At 61.3% G+C, this 16,402-nt stretch carries 13 protein-coding genes; 8 read left to right on the top strand and 5 right to left on the bottom strand.

Annotated features, from left to right (window positions below; translation table 11 throughout):
- Window positions 1-18 precede the first annotated feature (18 nt).
- Window positions 19-966 carry a pseudouridine-5'-phosphate glycosidase gene (locus IRZ31_RS04300; RefSeq protein ID WP_297149985.1) on the top strand — a complete coding sequence of 316 codons (948 nt, stop codon included), beginning with the start codon at window positions 19-21 and terminating at the stop codon, window positions 964-966.
- 261 nt (window positions 967-1,227) lie between these two features.
- Window positions 1,228-1,605, top strand: a complete 378-nt coding sequence (locus IRZ31_RS04295; RefSeq protein WP_297149982.1) for a hypothetical protein — start codon at window positions 1,228-1,230, stop codon at window positions 1,603-1,605.
- Between the two features lie 140 nt (window positions 1,606-1,745).
- Here the strand turns inward: IRZ31_RS04295 and purH are convergent, their stop codons facing one another.
- Window positions 1,746-3,317, bottom strand: coding sequence for a bifunctional phosphoribosylaminoimidazolecarboxamide formyltransferase/IMP cyclohydrolase (gene purH / locus IRZ31_RS04290; protein WP_297149981.1), 1,572 nt, complete (start codon window positions 3,315-3,317; stop codon window positions 1,746-1,748).
- A gap of 735 nt (window positions 3,318-4,052) precedes the next feature.
- Between purH and IRZ31_RS04285 the strand changes: the two genes are divergently transcribed.
- Entirely contained in the window at window positions 4,053-5,534 is a 1,482-nt protein-coding gene (locus IRZ31_RS04285) for a hypothetical protein (protein ID WP_297149979.1), read from the top strand.
- A gap of 316 nt (window positions 5,535-5,850) precedes the next feature.
- Here IRZ31_RS04285 and rpmA read toward each other — a convergent pair whose 3' ends face one another.
- Both rpmA and rplU read right to left on the bottom strand, forming a co-directional pair.
- On the bottom strand, window positions 5,851-6,171 hold the full coding sequence (gene rpmA, locus IRZ31_RS04280) for a 50S ribosomal protein L27 (protein ID WP_112431005.1): 321 nt from the start codon (window positions 6,169-6,171) through the stop codon (window positions 5,851-5,853).
- Window positions 6,172-6,197: 26 nt separating this feature from the next.
- The gene (gene rplU, locus IRZ31_RS04275; RefSeq protein ID WP_297149972.1) at window positions 6,198-6,722 is read right to left on the bottom strand and encodes a 50S ribosomal protein L21; all 525 of its coding nucleotides are present in this window, start codon (window positions 6,720-6,722) and stop codon (window positions 6,198-6,200) included.
- Between the two features lie 938 nt (window positions 6,723-7,660).
- Here rplU and IRZ31_RS04270 point away from each other — a divergent pair.
- From IRZ31_RS04270 to IRZ31_RS04255, 4 genes are all read left to right on the top strand, one after another.
- Window positions 7,661-8,905, top strand: coding sequence for a MerR family transcriptional regulator (locus IRZ31_RS04270; RefSeq protein ID WP_297150034.1), 1,245 nt, complete (start codon window positions 7,661-7,663; stop codon window positions 8,903-8,905).
- A gap of 249 nt (window positions 8,906-9,154) precedes the next feature.
- Window positions 9,155-10,282 carry a CoA transferase gene (locus IRZ31_RS04265; RefSeq protein WP_297149969.1) on the top strand — a complete coding sequence of 376 codons (1,128 nt, stop codon included), beginning with the start codon at window positions 9,155-9,157 and terminating at the stop codon, window positions 10,280-10,282.
- Between the two features lie 360 nt (window positions 10,283-10,642).
- The gene (gene dnaN, locus IRZ31_RS04260) at window positions 10,643-11,791 is read left to right on the top strand and encodes a DNA polymerase III subunit beta (protein WP_297149967.1); all 1,149 of its coding nucleotides are present in this window, start codon (window positions 10,643-10,645) and stop codon (window positions 11,789-11,791) included.
- 220 nt (window positions 11,792-12,011) lie between these two features.
- The gene (locus IRZ31_RS04255; protein WP_297149964.1) at window positions 12,012-13,193 is read left to right on the top strand and encodes a DNA replication/repair protein RecF; all 1,182 of its coding nucleotides are present in this window, start codon (window positions 12,012-12,014) and stop codon (window positions 13,191-13,193) included.
- Window positions 13,194-13,282: 89 nt separating this feature from the next.
- On the opposite strand, the gene ruvB is transcribed toward IRZ31_RS04255, so the two are convergent.
- The gene (ruvB, locus tag IRZ31_RS04250) at window positions 13,283-14,404 is read right to left on the bottom strand and encodes a Holliday junction branch migration DNA helicase RuvB (protein WP_297149961.1); all 1,122 of its coding nucleotides are present in this window, start codon (window positions 14,402-14,404) and stop codon (window positions 13,283-13,285) included.
- Between the two features lie 383 nt (window positions 14,405-14,787).
- Here ruvB and IRZ31_RS04245 point away from each other — a divergent pair, with 383 nt between their 5' ends.
- A complete protein-coding gene (locus IRZ31_RS04245) occupies window positions 14,788-15,843 on the top strand; it encodes a WD40 repeat domain-containing protein (RefSeq protein ID WP_297149958.1) in 1,056 nt (351 codons plus the stop codon).
- Here the strand turns inward: IRZ31_RS04245 and IRZ31_RS04240 are convergent.
- Window positions 15,833-16,402 (bottom strand): class I SAM-dependent methyltransferase (locus IRZ31_RS04240; RefSeq protein WP_297149955.1); only part of this gene is annotated, 570 nt, incomplete at its 5' end. The genes IRZ31_RS04245 and IRZ31_RS04240 overlap by 11 nt on opposite strands.

Genomic DNA, 16,402 nt, shown 5'->3' with positions numbered 1-16,402 from the left:
GTTGAGGTGAGGGAGAGCATGCCTTTCTCTGCATCAGCAGCAGCTGCTGATCGTTATCTATGGCTTGCGCCCACGGTGCGCGATGCTTTGGCCGAGGGCCGTCCGCTGGTGGCTCTGGAATCCACGGTCATTGCTCACGGTCTGCCATATCCCACCAACATAGAGACAGCCCTGGCTATGGAGGAGGCCGTTCGTGAGGAGGGAGCCGTGCCGGCGACAATTGCGATCCGCGCCGGTCGGATTATGGTCGGCCTTGACAGAGCGGCCCTTGAGGAGCTGGCAACGGCTCAGGATGTGCTGAAGGTGAGTCGACGCGATCTGGCTTTTGCGCTGGCGAGTCGGCGGTTGGGAGCGACGACGGTCGCCGGGACGATGCTCTGCGCCCATCTGGCCGGTATCCGCTTCTTTGCCACTGGCGGTATCGGAGGCGTGCATCGCGGAGGTGAGAGTACGCTGGATATCTCCGCCGATCTGATGGAGCTGAGTCGAACGCCGGTGCTGGTGGTCTGCGCCGGAGCCAAGGCCATTCTGGACCTGCCCCGTACCTTGGAGTATTTGGAGACGCAAGGGGTGCCAGTCCTTGGCTGGCAAACGGATGAGTTCCCGGCTTTCTATACTCCGCGCAGTGGTCTGCGCTTGCAGCAGCGCGTCGACGATGAGGTGCAGGCGGCCACTATTGCCCGCACGCATTGGGAGTGTGGCTTAGCTGGTTTGCTCGTGTGCTCGCCGGTGCCAGTCGAGGCAGCCTTGCCCGCTGAGCAGGTGGAGGCGGCTATCGCGGCGGCGCTGGCCAGGGCAGAGGCCCAGGGAATTAGCGGGGCCGCCCTGACTCCTTTTTTGCTGCGTCGGGTCGCTGAGACCACGGGAGGCGCTAGCCTGCGGGCTAATTGCGCGCTACTGGTCAATAATGCTCGTGTGGCTGCTCGCATTGCGCGCGCTTACTGCGCCGTCAGTGGGCGATCCTGAGTCTGCCTGGCGTGTCGCCTTCCGTTCCCTGCCTCTGCCCGCTGAGCCAGGTCGCCCTGGATGGCAGATTGGTCGCCAGAGGTCGGTTCCTGTTGATTTCTCGCCGGCTAAGGACTACAATAGGAAGCTGGAAAGCACGTGCCAGAAAGGAGACGTGCCTTGAGATCCCGGGCGACGACGCTGTTGGCGTGGCAGGTCGGGACCTGATACTTGACCTCGCCGCGGACCCCCCTGGGTACTCCGCGAAAGGAGCTTTGTCACGTGATTTCTGTTGCACCAAAGGGCAAAGTCATCGGCAGCATTATTCTGACGATCCTCTGGATCTGCTGCTTTCTTTTCATAAAGCCGACGCTGGTCTTCGACTTCGGCGGCGGGGTGATGATTAATCTGCTCCTGCTGGCGGCGATCATCGGTCTGCTGGTGCTGGTGCTCTATCATATTTTCTATCCGTCCCCGCCGATTATTACGAAGCTGAGCCTGACAGTTGCCCTAACACTGGTCTGGCTTGCCCTGATCATTTTCTATCCCTTCAAGGACCCGAACAATACAGCGGCGGGTGCCGTCGGCTTCTTTACGCTGATCGGTGGCCTCGCTGTGGCGATTCTTTGGGTCTACTTCTTCTGCGATGAGCTAATTTGAGGGTCTCGCTGTTGTCGGGACCATACTTCACGCTGCAGATACCTGGCAGCCGCTCCTTGAAAGTGGGGAGCGGCTGCTCTTGTTTTGGCACTGTGGAAAGGAGAAGATCTACAGGCAGCCGGAGAGAGGATAGTGCCCGCTTAGTGACGGAAGTGTCGCCTGCCGGTGAAGATCATGGCGATGGCGTGCTGGTTGGCAACGCGGATAGAGTCCTCGTCGCGAATGGAGCCACCAGGTTGGATGATGGCCGTTACCCCGGCCTTGGCGGCAGCTTCGACGCCGTCAGCAAAGGGGAAGAAAGCGTCTGAAGCCAGAACAGCCCCGCGAGCGCGCTCTCCCGCTTTCTCGACGGCCAGTTGCACACTGGTGACGCGGTTCATCTGACCAGCTCCGACGCCCACAACCGCCAGCTTATGCGCCAGAACGATGGCGTTCGATTTGACATGGCGTACGACCTTCCAGGCGAACATGAGGTCGGTCATTTCTTCCAGTGTTGGTTTGCGTTCGGTGACAACGCGATATTCCAGCTCGTGCTCGCCAATGAAGTCGGCTGTCTGAAGGAGGAGGCCGCCACTGACGCTGCGGATGTCAAAGCGCCCGGATTTGAAGATCTGGGCGTTGAGGGTCGAGGGATCGATAGGGGCATGCGTGGCAAGCAGGCGAATGTTCTTTTTCTGGCGGAGGATGGCCAGGGCCTCGGGCGTGAACTCGGGCGCGATGACGGCCTCGTAGAAAAGTTGGTGAATTTCTTGAGCCACGTCAGCCTCTACGGGCCGGTTGCAGCCGATGATACCGCCATAGGCTGAGACCGGGTCGCCGGCGTGGGCTTTGCGATAGGCATCAAGCAGGGTATCGCCGCAGGCCAGACCACAGGGGTTGGTATGCTTGATGATGGCTACTGTGGGAGCGACAAAACTGCCAGCGGCAGCCAGGGCCGCGTCAAGGTCCAGCAGGTTGTTGAAAGAAAGCTCTTTGCCGTGCAGCACTTCGGCAGTGGCAACCGCCGGTCGAGAGTCCTTGACGGTCGAGAGTCCTCCCCAGCGATAGAAGGCGGCGCGTTGGTGGGGATTCTCGCCGTAGCGCAAGGTCTGAATGCGCTGCAACGGCAGGGTGAGTTCTTCAGGGAAGTAGTCGGTGTCCTGGCCGCGCAAATATTCGGCGATAGCGGTATCATAGCTGGCCGTATACTGGAAGGCAATGGCGGCCAGCCGTCGCCGCGTCTCTTGACTGACCTCGCCGCGCTCCTGCCATTCCTGCAGGACAGGCTCGTAGTCCTGGGGACGCACCAGGACGAGGACATCCTGGAAATTCTTGGCGGCGGCGCGGATAAGGGCAACGCCTCCAATGTCGATCTGCTCCTGGGCTTCTTCCAGGCTCACGTCTTCACGGGCCACGGTTTCGATGAAAGGATAGAGATTGACGGCCACCAGGTCGATGGGGGCAATGCCATGCGCTTCTAGCTCGCGCATGTGGGCCGGATCAGAGCGTCGCGCCAGGATGCCCCCGTAAATGTGGGGGTGCAGCGTCTTGACGCGCCCCCCAAGGATCTCGGGGAACTGGATGAGACTGCTGACCGGTTGAACCGCTACGCCAGCGCTTTCCAGAGCCGCCGCGGTTCCTCCAGTGGCAAAAATGGTCACCTGGCGCTCTGCCAGGGCATGGCCTAGCTCGTCTAGATGCTCGCGATTGGCTACGCTGATGATTGCTCGCATGCTGCTTCTTTCCTTTCGCTTGGCTGGGCTGCGAGTAGAGCCACTTTCCACGTTTGTTGCTGAGTGAGCAAGCATCTTTGCTCGCCTTCGTACCTGCCCCGCCCGCGCTCACATGGCCTCACGAGCCGAGTGGCCGCCACGACACCCGCTCTCGGCGGGGCCAGCCCTCCGACCTGCGCCTCTTGCCGGGCGGAAGACGATTCTTCCTTCCTATGCCCTCCTTGCCTCTTCTTCTCCGCGTATACTGATAAGCCGAGAAAGCCGCCGCAGCGCGGTTTCGCCTACAGTGCTTCCTCTACTCTTCTGAAGGAGCTTCCTGGCTGTCAATGCAGATGCCAGATGCATGAGATGCATAAGGAAGGCAGAACAGTCCGTTGCCTGGCTGGCCCGCTGGCCGGATGAGAAGAAATTTCAATGCATAGTATAGCAAAAAGGAGAGGCCCCTCGACTAGCACCTGGCCCTCCGTCAAAGACTGGAGCCTGATTCTGCCTCTTTTCGGCATATTGCCGCTGCTCTGCGCGCGCTCGCCATCTTAACCGCCTGATGGTACTTTCCTGCCAACTTCTGGCTGAAGTATCAAAATCGGCAGAGGCTCAGGGTATTATCTCATCCAGATCGCTTTGATCAACATGCATTATTCAATGTAGGGTTCTTTCACCGCATTTCAGCAGGATGCAAGAGGGTGCCGGTCAGTACGCCTGCAGACCGGCGCGCTCAAGGGGGTCTCAAATTCAATGAAGTCACTGCTCAAAGAGGCCACCAGGCCGGCTGCAGCTGGCCTGGGGTCTGAACGCCGACGAAGGCGTCGACGTTTCTCTCCGCTGATGCTGGTGGGGATCGCGGTGCCGCTGGTTCTGGCCTTGACGGGCGGTGCCCTCTATCTGGTTCCACGGCTCACCAGCTCGCAAGCTGCCGCGCCCGCCAATACCGATTGTACGCTGATTGTACCGTCTCACCCACTCACGGCGCGTGGTCTGGCCACGCCCTACCAGCTCGTGGCCACAGATCCAGCCCGCGGCCCTTGCCATGAGGCCAACCCTGATCAGGCGGCCTTTGTCCAGGCAGCGGTGATCGATCCAGCAACGGGACGGATCGCTATTTACAATCCCCTGGTGGTTGATCGGGGTCAGAAGCCGGCGCTTGCCCCTGTGGTGCCGCAACTGCCCACAGGGGGTATTGTAGCACTGTGGTTCGGCTTCAACGGCGAGAATTTGACGCTGCGTAGCAGCGGTAACAGTCTGGCCGAAGGCCACTGCGTGAATGGCATCCGCGGCTCGCTCTTTGGCCAGTTCGCCTATTGCAATGCGCCCGCTTTCTTTGCTGCTGCCAATCAGGCCATCCGTGCTGGCAAGCTGAAGCCGCCGCCGCTAGGACGGGCACGCGATGGCCTCCCCTGCCCCAGCGTGCGTGATTTTGCGCTGGTAGACCAGGACCAGAGCGATAATGTGACGACGGCTTATCTGGTTACCAGGGACGGGCGCACGGCTCAGATGACACGCCATGCCATCGCCGTTCTACAGCATGCCCAGCCCCAGGTGAATGGCAGTGATAACCGCCTGCTGGCGCTCGGGCTGGATGGCGCTCTGGGCTGCACACCCTGGATGGCTCCCGATCTGGCTGATCCAGGCCAGATGACAACCGCTCTGCCGCTTAACGAGTTACAGGCCGCTGCCTGGCAGCGGGCCCCCGTTGCCCTGGTCCCTAATGGCGACCCGATGGTCACCGTTGATGGCCACCCCAACCTCGCGAAGCTCAACGCCTACCGCGCTGGCGTCGACCAGCCCCAGGTGCGCGATCAGGTCTTTGCCAGCACAACCCTGTACTGCGCCAATCTGCTGGCCATCGCCCCGCTACGCTTGCTCGTCGATGCCTCGCTCACAAAAACACGTCCTTCGCCCGATCCAGCGGTGGCTAACTCACTCTTTACCTTCCTGGCACAGCGCTTCATCACAACCTTTGAAGCTGATGGCCTCAATTGCACAAGACTGCTGCATGTCCCCGATCCCGTGCAGGTTCAGCGCACGCCGCAGGGCGTAGCCATCGCTGCCACGATCAACGGCGAGGTCATTAACACGCCGCTCGACTGTAACGTCAATGGCACGCTGGTGGTAGGCTGCAATGGCACAGCGACCCTTAACGGCCAGACCTGTAGCCTGATGAGCGACCGGCGGACGCATCAGATTGTGGTAACCTGCCCGGCCAATACTCGCCAGTGAGCGAGGCGATGGGGTCCTGGTCCGGCTCACTCCCTTCGACCAGAGCCTGAGCAGCCAGCCGTTCCCTGAGCACCGCGTCGGCAGGTCACCAGCGAGCATAGTGGCAGGCTATGGCATGGATGTCATAGCCTGGTCCCAAAAAAGAGAGAGCAGGTCAGACTAATCGTCTGCCTGCTCTCTCTGCATCTGCTGAGTACTGAGTACAGCCTGCCCTGGCAGCCCCCCGGGATAGCGATGACCGAGCCGGCGCTGGCCAGGTGCAAGCGGTTCGGGTGCCGCGCTATCTTACGCTCCCCGACCTGGCTGAGCAAGCCGGCTAGCTTCCAGCCTCAAGCTGAGCCTGAGCCTGAGCCACCAACTCCTCAACGGAGGGCCGCCCGGGGAACGTTGGATAGACGCTAACCTTGCGCTGAGTGCGCGAGGCATGACCAAACTTCACATATCCATCGATGAGCGCAAACAGCGTGTAATCACGCCCGACACCCACATTATCACCGGGCTTGATCTTCGTACCGCGCTGGCGGACGATAATGGTCCCGGCGGAGACAAGTTGGCCATCGTAGCGCTTCACACCCAGGCGCTTCGCCTTGCTATCGCGACCATTGCGCGAGCTACCAACACCTTTTTTATGCGCCATAGCTGGTAAACCTCACGATCTCTACTCTACTCTTCGCTTGAGGCTTGAGAAGCTTCACCCTCCTGGGACCGTACGCGACGACGGCGACGAGTCCTGGCCTGCCCCTCTTCCTCGGAGGCGCTGGCAGGAGTCTCGGCGGCAGCTCCCCGCTCCTCAGTCGCAGGCTGCAGAGCCGCCCCCGACACTGGCGTGCCCTGCTCAGCCTCCGTGGGGGTCTGGCCGGTCACGAGGCTCACTCCGTCGAGCAGGATGTCATCGATGGTCAGGATGCTAATCTCCTGGCGATGACCTTTACGACGACGATAGCGCTTCTTCGACTTATACTTGAAAACGACGATTTTATCGCCCCGTGCATGCTGCCTGACGGTGGCCAGGACGCTGGCGTTTTCCACGAGCGGACGCCCGATCACTGTGCGATTAGCGTCTGCGAGCAGCAGGACCTCGCTAATGCGGATCTGGGTGCCCTCCTGCACGGGGAGGCGATTGACCTGGAGGGTCTCGCCTACCTCAACTTTGAATTGTCTTCCACCACTTTTAATAACTGCGAACATCGCTTCCGTTCGGCTCCTTTACCTCTACCTCCGCTCATCAACGCTGTGCGGCAACCACCTTCTCCAGGCGTCAATCGCTACTCTCTCTTGCTGCCTCTGCCTGCCTTGAGCCACCAGCCAGGACAAGTCACTGCAGGCACGCAGCTATGGGCACGGGATACGTCGAAGGCGTGGGTGGAGGCCTTCGGCACAGTTCCCGGGCCGTGCACACAATAATACTCGCTTGCTTCCATCGTCGATCGAGCGCTGGACAGCACCAAGCCGGTAAAGTGGTGCCTGCTGCTCCAGAGAGAAGGAGCGGCGCGCCCTTGCTCGGAGAGGAGCAGCCTCAGCCTGTTCTGCCTCTCTCTGTTTGCCCGCCAGCAGCCTGAGCTGCCTCTCAGCGAGCAAGCCTCTCTGGCAGAACAGATCGCACACGGCCAGCCGCAATCTGGTAGATCTCAGTTAGAGCCTGGAGAGGAGCGCGTCTTTTCCCTGTACCAGGCCAGGTGCGCTAATTTCAGCCGCAACCTGAGACCAGACAGACTGTCTGGTGCGGGGCAAATCCTGGCCTGATTGACCTGACACGCCCTGCCGTCACGGGCGGTCTTGCCGCCCACGCCTGGGCGGGAGCGGATGCTTCTTTGAAGTGTGCGGTCAGCGCTACACCTACAGGGCCAGACCGCTACACCTGAGAGCGATACTTTAGATGCTTTGTCATGATAGCAAGCCCACAAGCGCTTTGTCAAGCACGAGACCGCTCGCTACTTCTGCCAGACAAGCCAGAGCCGGGAAAGAGTGCTCTCTAGAGATAGACCCTATAGGCCATATGGTAGGCGATGCCAGCCCGACCAAACATCTGGTCGGCCCGTGCTATGATATGCTATAGTTGTGGTAGTCAGCGGCATCGACCGCCCGGCCAAGCCGCTCGCCAGGCCAGATCGGAGCGCGTTGCAGTGATGGATAGAAAAAGCGGGCATATCGAACGGCCCGAGCTGGAGCGCTATTCAGACAGCCCCCTCTTCAATACCAAAGCCGTCGTTCAACAGACCGGAGTGCCGGCGCCCACGCTGCGGGCCTGGGAGAGTCGCTACGCCATTCTCTCACCGGAGCGAGCCACTAACGCCTATCGTCTCTATTCTGAGCGTGATATTGCCCTCATTCGCTGGCTCAAAGAGCGCGTTGACAGCGGTATGGCCATCAGCCAGGCCGTGGCTCTCTGGCGCCACCTGGAGGAAGAATATCAGAAGGCGCGCCAGCTCCAGCAGACAGCCACCGAGTTGCCAGATGAGCGACGCCCAGCCTTTCACGTCGCCCTGCCCCTCGCAACGCTAACCTGTCCTGAAGGAGGCAGCAGCCCCCAAACGACGGCAGAGCCGCGGCTCCCGAGCAGCGCCAGCCCGGCTGCCTCCAGCAACCGGCCCCCTGCTGTCCCTTCTACCTTGTACAATATCCGTAGAGTACAGGAGGAGCTGATCGATGCCTTTAAGTGCCTGGATGACATCCGGGCCCAGCGTCTCCTGGCCTCGCTGCTGGCCCTCTACCCGGTTGAGCAGGTCTGTGCCGAGGTAGTGACGCCAGTGCTCTGGCGCGTCGGTCACCTCTGGGAGACAGGTCATCTCAGCGTGGCCATCGAGCATTTTGCCAGTAATTTCTTCCGCGGCTTCCTCACAAACCTCCTCTATATTTCGGTGAACGAGAATTATGGGCCACTGATCATCTGCGGCTGCGCGCCGGGCGAACCTCATGAGCTGGCCCCGCTGATGCTCGCCTTGCTCCTGCGACGCGCCGGTATGCGCACGATTTATCTCGGCCAGAGCATCGAGACCAGTAGCCTGCTGGAAGTGGTGCGCGAGATGCAGCCGGTCATGCTCTGCATCTCGGTCACAATGCCGGCCTACGTGGCGACTCTGATCGACCTGGCGCGCCGTCTGCAGGAGCTGCCTGAGCCGCGTCCGCTGCTGGCTTTCGGGGGTCAGGCTTTTCTCTACCACAGCGAGCTAGCCCACCATGTGCCCGGTGGACTCTACCTGAGCGGCCCTCTCCAGCAGATCGTTCACGAGCTGCGTCAGGTGCTGCAGGATTACCTGGCCGGTGGTCTCGCACACTCACGCGAGCCGCAGAGCAATCCCGACCCTGATGTTCAAGGCTCCCCGGGTGGCGCCTTGCCTTCCATCTCACCGCCATCCCATCCTGCCCCCTAGCACTATGACTTGACAGGCCCTTGCTCCTTCCGCTTAACTGTCTGTATGGCGACGGCGCGAGCTGGCGCAGACCTTCGCTCCGGCAGCGGCGCGCCCTCGCTTGCTCTCTACCCGGCTGGCTAGTTGCCAGCCAGGCCAGGCAGGAGCCTGCTCCCGCTATGCCAGCGCCCTCCTATGCCGCCGCTAGCTATACAGGCAACAGGCAACGGGACAGCTTAGACAGGCTTGAAGCGAAAGGGAAGAAGGATTATGGAAGCAGCTCTCTCCGATGTCCTCGTCATCGATCTCTCGCGCGTTTTGGCCGGCCCCTATTGCACGATGATTCTCGGCGATCTCGGGGCCACAGTGATCAAAGTTGAACAGCCAGGCAAAGGCGACGATACACGCCAGTTCGGTCCGCCCTACATCGCCGGCGAAAGCGCCTACTATTTGGGACTCAACCGCAACAAGCTGAGCATTACCCTGGACTTCACGCGCGAAGACGACCGTCAACGCCTCTTAGAGCTGATTAAGAAGGCGACCGTTCTCGTGGAGAATTTCCGCCCCGGGACGCTCGCCCGCTACGGTCTGGGCTATGAGGATCTGCGCGCAATCAATCCCGGCCTGATCTATTGCTCGATCAGCGGCTATGGCCAGACCGGCCCTTATGCCCAGCGCGCCGGCTACGACTTCGTCGCTCAGGCTGAGTCAGGCATTATGGCAGTGACCGGTGAGGTCGATGGAGAGCCGATGCGCGTGGGCACGCCGGTCGGTGACCTGACTGCCGGAACCTTCGCCTGTATCGCTATTCTAACGGCTTTGCGCGTGCGCGATCGCACAGGCCGCGGGCAGTATATCGATATCTCACTGCTGGAAGCCACGATTACGCTGCTGGGTAATGTGGCCTCTAATCACCTGATCTCAGGCGAGGAGGCCCCGCGCTACGGCAATGGACACCCCAATATCGTGCCCTATCAGGCCTTCCGTACCCGCGATAGCTATATTGTGATCACCTGCGGCAACGATCGTCTCTTCCGCTCGCTGTGCCGCCTGCTCGGTCGCGAGGAGCTGGCCGATGATCCGCGCTTCGCCACGAATCCCCAGCGTGTACGCAATCGCGAGGCGCTGATTCCGATATTGCAGGAGCTGCTGCTCACCAAGGATAGCGAGAGCTGGCTGCAGGAGCTGCGCGAGGCCGGCATCCCCTGCGGAGCGATCAATAAGGTAAGCGAAGTCTTCAGCGATCCGCATATCCAGGCCCGCGGCTTCGTCTGGGAGTGCGAGCATCCGACGGCAGGTACGATCAAGCTGGTAGGCTCACCACTGCGCCTGTCTGAAACTCCGGCCCGGCTCTATAAGGCGCCCCCCCTGCTCGGCGAGGATAATGATAAGGTCTGATCCGTCCTCCATACGACAGGGCAGCCAGCGCTGCCCCAAGCCTTGATCAGGAGGCACCGATAGCAAGTCGGCAGCTATGAAAGCCAGGAGCGCCACCGGGCTGCCACCTATCCGTTCCCTCGCTGGCCGCTGAGAATGATCAAAACAGAACCTCTTGCAATGGAAAGTGAATGGTGAGGGAGAGGCAGGCTTCTCTCTGCTTGCCACTCGTAAGGGCGGTTAAGAGCTTGAGGGCAGGCCCGTCCCCGGGCGGAAGACGCCGGGTCGCAAGCGTAACGACAAATGGGTCTTGACTGTTGTAGCCCTCGACCCCATAGGATATACTAATCGAGGACATAATGGTGTATCTGGAGGAAGAACGTGAAATTCACTTGTAAGCAGCAGGATTTGAGCCGTGGTCTCTCGGTGGTAAGCCACGCCGTCTCAAGCCGCAGCACGCTACCGATCCTGGCCAATGTGCTGCTAAGCGCAGAGCAGGGGCGGCTGAAGCTGGCGGCGACCAACCTGGAGATCGGCATCAATTGCTGGGTTGAGGCCCAGATCGAGGAGGAGGGAACAACGACCGTCCCGGCCCGCCTCTTCACGGAGCTGGTCAATAGCCTGCCCCAGGGATCGGTCCAGCTGACGGCCCAGCCGGATACCCACGTGGTCAATCTGCAGTGCCTGGGCCTGGGCATCAATACCAACGTCAAGGGCACGGACCCCTCCGAGTTTCCGCTGATTCCGACCGCCGAGGGGGGCGAGCCGCCGATTCTGTTGGAGGCTCCCCTGCTCAAGGAGATGATCAGTCAGGTGGCCTTTGCCGCGGCGAAAGATGAGTCGCGTCCCGTCTTTACAGGCGTGCTGGTGCAGGTCCGCGAAGAGCGGGTAACCTTTGTAGCCGCCGATGCTTTCCGCCTGGCGACGCGGACGGCCCCCCTACCAGGAGCAACCGAGCCGCGCGAGGATATCTTGATTCCAGCCCGCACGCTGACTGAGCTGGCGCGCATCCTGCCCAACGAGGGCCCGGTCGAGATGATCGTTACCCCCAACCATCGCCAGGTGCTCTTCCATACAGAGCAGATCGACCTGGTCTCTCGCCTGCTCGACGGGACCTTCCCGAACTATCGCGCCATTATCCCGCTGGAGTACAAGACACGCGCGGTGCTGGACACGAAGGCGCTGACTGAGCGTGTGAAGGCCGCCGCTCTTTTCGCACGCAATAGTTCGAATATTACGCGCCTGAAGATCTCGCCGCAAGGCGCCAATGGCTCGGAGTCCGGCACAGTGACGATTGAGGCGACCGCTGAGGATTTGGGCGATACGACCAGTACGCTCAATGCCGCCGTCGACGGCGAGGAGATCCAGATTATTTTCAATGTGGATTATCTGGTCGATGTGCTCAATGTCCTGGATGCGCCAGAGGTGGCTCTGGAGGTCACTTCGCCAATGCGCCCCGGAGTGCTGCGTCCGGTAGATGCCACCGAGTATACGTATGTTATTATGCCGATGCATACGAATCGCAGCTGAGCGGCGGGCCTGCTCGCCCCGCTTGTGCCTTGCCCGGGACCAGGACGGGTGAGGGCGCCCGCCCTCCCGCCAGCCCTTCGAGTATGCTCCTCAGAGGCCAGGTGGCGTCGGCACCCGGGAGCGGGGCCAGCCAGGCCAGCCGGATTGTCTGTCTGCCTGCCGCATGGCAAGGCAGCAACTCTTTTTATTTATTGGAGACAGGTAGGTAGATGGAGCGTCGATGCACCTCGTACATCTCGCGCTGACCGACTTTCGCAACTATAGACAGCTGGATCTGCCGCTGGGGCCGGGCCTTTTTCTCTTCTGCGGAGAAAACGCTCAGGGCAAGACAAACCTGCTCGAAGCCGTCTCGATGATCGCGACAAGTACCTCCTTTCATGCCTCAGCAGACCGCGAGGTGGTCAACTGGTATGCGCCCGACCATCTGGCCCGCCTCGATGCGCGCATCCGGCGGCGCGACGGCGAGTTGCATGTGGAAATCGTCATTTTCGACCCGACGCCACCACTGCTGGGCAGTGGCGAGCAGGCAGTTCGCCCGCCTCACTGGCCCGGCGGCACGCAGCGCAAGCGCATCAAAATCAACGAGGTGCCACGTCGGACGCTCGATCTTATCGGCAGCATGACCAATGTGCTCTTTGCGCCCGCCGATCTCCATCTGGTCGATGGCTCGCCCGACGAGCGCCGACGCTTTATCGATCGCAGTCTATGCCAGGTGCGGCCCCGCTATTGCCAGGCGCTGCAGCAGTATCGGAAGATCATTATGCAGCGTGCCGCCCTGCTCAAGCGTATTCGCGACTACCACGAAGATCCTCGCCTGCTGGACTACCTCGATGAGCGCCTGACGCTGCTGGCGACGATGATTATGTTCGAGCGTGAGCGCATGCTGTCAGCTCTCAACGAGTTGGCGGCACCGTTTCAGGAGCAACTGAGTGGGGGACGCGAGCAGCTGCAGATTGTCTATCGTCCTTCCTTTCACCCTCATCCGCAGCGCTCGCTCACGGAGGCTCAGGAGCATTATCTGAGGCAGCTCCACACCGTGCGCCAAAAGGAGATTCAACAGGGGGTCTGCTTACTGGGGCCGCACCGCGACGATCTGGAGTTTTTGGTCAATGGTATGAGTGTGATCACCTACGGCTCGCGCGGGCAGCAACGGACGGTGGCCCTGGCGACAAAGTTCGCCGAGCTGGCCTATATGCGGGCCGCGACCGGCGACGAGCCGGTGCTATTGCTAGACGATGTTTTCAGCGAGCTGGATCAGCGGCGGCGGGAGCAACTCCTGCAGGCCATCCTCGACCATGAGCAGGTGCTGCTGACCACCACCGACACGACCCATTTTCCTCCAGAGGTGCTGGAACGAGCCTATAAGTTCCAGGTGGTCAACGGTCAGCTTCATCCCTGGTAAGTAAGGCTGCCAGTTCGTTCCGTTCGGTCACGGTGAACAGAACAGCCGCGGTAGCCTGGGCTACCAGGGTCTTCACTCGCGTCCTTTTCTCAGTACTCGGCCTCGGAATCGGAGGAAGCCGCAGAACGCTCGTGAGCCTCGCCAGCGGTCCACAGCTCGGGGCCACCGCCGGCAGCAGGACCCTGAGCAGCAGGAGAGCGTCCACCCGGGCCAGGTGCCGGGGGATTAATGCCGAGGTGCTCATAGGCCAGGCGCGTGGCGACCCGCCCGCGCGGGGTACGAGCAATAAAGCCGAGCTGGAGCAGGTACGGCTCATAGACATCCTCGATAGTCTCCGGGTCCTCGCTCGTGCTGGCCGCCAGCGTATCGAGGCCGACAGGTCCTCCATCGAACTTGTGAATAATGGTGAGCAAGAGATGGCGGTCGGTCAAGTCCAGGCCAATCTGGTCGATCTCCAGGGCGTCGAGAGCGGCGCGGGCAATGTCGCGCGTGATGACGCCGTCGGCCTTGACCTGAGCATAATCGCGCACACGCCGCAACAAGCGGTTTACGATGCGTGGAGTACCCCGGGCCCGGGCGGCAATTTCTTCGATGCCATCCTCATCGGCGGGCACGCGCAGGATGCGCGCCGAGCGGCGCAGAATCTGCTTGAGAGCCTCGACACTGTAATATTCCAGACGATAGATGGCTCCGAAACGATCGCGCAGCGGGGCGGAGAGGGCTCCAACGCGCGTCGTCGCGCCGACTACTGTGAAGGGAGGCAAAGAGATCCGCAGCGAGCGTGCGCCCGGCCCCTTCCCAATGACGACATCGATGGCGAAGTCTTCCATCGCCGAATAGAGGCGCTCCTCTACGGCCCGCGAGAGTCGATGTATCTCATCAATAAAGAGCACCTCGCCCTCCTGCAGCGAGGTCAGGATAGAGGCGAGATCGCCGGCATGCTCGATGGCCGGACCCGAGGTCGTTTTCAGATTGACCCCCATCTCGGCGGCAATAATGTTGCAGAGCGTGGTCTTGCCCAGGCCAGGCGGCCCATATAACAGGACATGATCCACAGGTTCATTCCTGCGCCGGGCCGCCTCCAACAAAATAGCCAGATTCTCCTTAATTCGCTCCTGACCGATATATTCGGATAAGCGGCGAGGGCGCAGGCTGCTTTCGATAATCTCCTCTTCCTGACTCACGCGCGGCGAGACGAGCCGGTCGCTCATAGTCCTCTCCTGCTGCTGATCTCTCCTGATCTGATTAGGCAATGGTCGGGGTCTGCCCCACTTCCTCCCCATCTCAGCCGGGGGAGCCTCTCCTCGACTTGAGGTATCCCTACCTTTTCTTTTCTTTCCCTACATTATAGCAGCGGAAGCCCCGAGGGAGAAAGCGCCAGGCTGGCGCTGGTGGGGCCGCGACGGGACAGTGGTCGCTGGAGGCTGGCAACAAGCTGAGCAGTGGAAAACGGCGAGGAGCAAGGGAGCGAAGAGCATCTGATCATGCAAAAGTACCATTCCAGCGAGGTACCTTGACACCGGTACGTTGCTCTCCTACAATCGATCCACGAAATACCCAGCGAGAGGATAAGGAAGGAAGAAGAGGATCGAGGATGATCAACCGCTCCAGCCGCTACGCCGTCGCTCAGCCTTCCCGCCCACCTTCACGAATCTGGCTCTTCGCCCGAGCGCACGCAGCCGCCGCAGCTGGCGGTCACAGCGGCAATAGTGTAGTGACAGCGACAGCAGCAAAAGCAGCGACGGGGGTCCTGGCCGTGCCCACACCTGGAACGACACTTTATGTTTACCGCGACCATCGCAACTGGGTGCGTACTCTGGACTGGTCGCCCGATGGGACATGTATCGCTTCTGCCAGTATGGACGGCACTGTGCAGGTCTGGGAGGCCGCCACAGGCAGCGAGCGTTTTACCTATACCGGTCACCGGGGCCAGGTCCTGACTCTGGCCTGGTCGCCCAATGGGGCCTATGTGGCAACAGGTGGTAACGATCGGACCATGCAGATATGGAATGCCGCCGATGGTGAGCGGCTGCTCTCGCGCCGTGACCACGCGCGCTACATTCTGGCTTTGGCCTGGTCGCCGGTGGGGGCGAAGCTGGCCTCCGGCAGCGAAGATGGCCTGGTCGAAATTTGGAGCTTGAAGGACGGCGATATTATCTTTACCTATGGCGGTCACAGCCATAAGGTGCTGGCCCTGGCCTGGTCGCCAGAGGGACGGTGCATCGCCTCCGTCTCCTGGGACGGCACTCTCCAGGTCTGGGAGGCGAGCAACGGCCAGCAGCTCTTTGCTCCTCTGCAGCACAATACGCCTTTGGGAGCCTTAGCCTGGTCGCCCGACGGCCAGTATGTGGCCTGCGGCGGCTTCGGCGGCCAGGTCTATTTATGGAATGCCTCCACGGGGGAGGCCGTCGCTAGCTATGCGGCCCATCCCGGTTGGGTCAACACCCTGGCCTGGTCCCCGGACGGGCGTTACCTGGCCTCCGGCGGGGACGACGGCCAGGTGCACCTCTGGGAGCTGGCCGCACGCGAGATTACCTTTACCTACACGGGTCACAGCGATCAAGTCAATGCCCTGGCCTGGTCTCCTGACGGAAGCTGCATCGCCTCCGCGGGCGACGACCAGACCGTGCAAGTCTGGTTCACCCCTTGATCGCCTGTACAACAACCAGCGGCATTAAGCCGCCTCCCTCATCCCGTCTGGAGGTGACGCGCAGCCCGGCCTCGGCGAGCGTTGTGAGTGTGGGGCGATTCCAGTGACAGTTACCCGCACAGCGTCTCATCAGGGGCGTCAGCAGATCTTGCAGCCGTGCCGTCACGGGGCTGGCTGCGCGTACATGCTCCACCAGGAGCAGGAGACCCCCCGGCTTGAGCACGCGCCGAATCTCGGCGAAGCCCCGCGCCGGCTCCTCAACTGAACAAAAGACCAGCGTGGCGACCGCGCTATCGAACGTTTCGTCGACAAAGGGCAGCTGCTCTACACGTGCCTGCTGGAGCAGAACCGGCACCGGGGCCTCTTGCTGGCGCCGCTGGGCATAGCGCAGCATAGCCGGGTCCGGTTCGACAGCATCGACCCTCTCCACCCGTCGAGGGTCGTAATAGGCGAAATTTAGCCCCGTACCAGCCCCCACCTCCAGTACACGGCCCCACGCCGTCCCTACGATTTCCCTTCTCAGGGCCTTCTCCCACTCACCCCCTGCGCGGCTCAGTCG

Origin of the sequence: Thermogemmatispora sp. (assembly GCF_019683635.1) — a bacterium.
In the GTDB taxonomy this organism is placed as follows: domain Bacteria; phylum Chloroflexota; class Ktedonobacteria; order Ktedonobacterales; family Ktedonobacteraceae; genus Thermogemmatispora.
This window is presented reverse-complemented; position numbering and strand designations above follow the sequence as displayed.

Bases quoted from the DNA above. Each gene is read 5' to 3' on its own strand.
- IRZ31_RS04300 (WP_297149985.1), top strand. From the start codon at position 19: ATGCCTTTCTCTGCATCAGCAGCAGCTGCTGATCGTTATCTATGGCTT.
- purH (WP_297149981.1), bottom strand. From the start codon at position 3,317: ATGCGAGCAATCATCAGCGTAGCCAATCGCGAGCATCTAGACGAGCTA.
- IRZ31_RS04285 (WP_297149979.1), top strand. From the start codon at position 4,053: ATGAAGTCACTGCTCAAAGAGGCCACCAGGCCGGCTGCAGCTGGCCTG.
- rpmA (WP_112431005.1), bottom strand. From the start codon at position 6,171: ATGGCGCATAAAAAAGGTGTTGGTAGCTCGCGCAATGGTCGCGATAGC.
- rplU (WP_297149972.1), bottom strand. From the start codon at position 6,722: ATGTTCGCAGTTATTAAAAGTGGTGGAAGACAATTCAAAGTTGAGGTA.
- IRZ31_RS04270 (WP_297150034.1), top strand. From the start codon at position 7,661: ATGGATAGAAAAAGCGGGCATATCGAACGGCCCGAGCTGGAGCGCTAT.
- IRZ31_RS04265 (WP_297149969.1), top strand. From the start codon at position 9,155: ATGGAAGCAGCTCTCTCCGATGTCCTCGTCATCGATCTCTCGCGCGTT.
- IRZ31_RS04255 (WP_297149964.1), top strand. From the start codon at position 12,012: ATGCACCTCGTACATCTCGCGCTGACCGACTTTCGCAACTATAGACAG.
- ruvB (WP_297149961.1), bottom strand. From the start codon at position 14,404: ATGAGCGACCGGCTCGTCTCGCCGCGCGTGAGTCAGGAAGAGGAGATT.
- IRZ31_RS04245 (WP_297149958.1), top strand. From the start codon at position 14,788: ATGATCAACCGCTCCAGCCGCTACGCCGTCGCTCAGCCTTCCCGCCCA.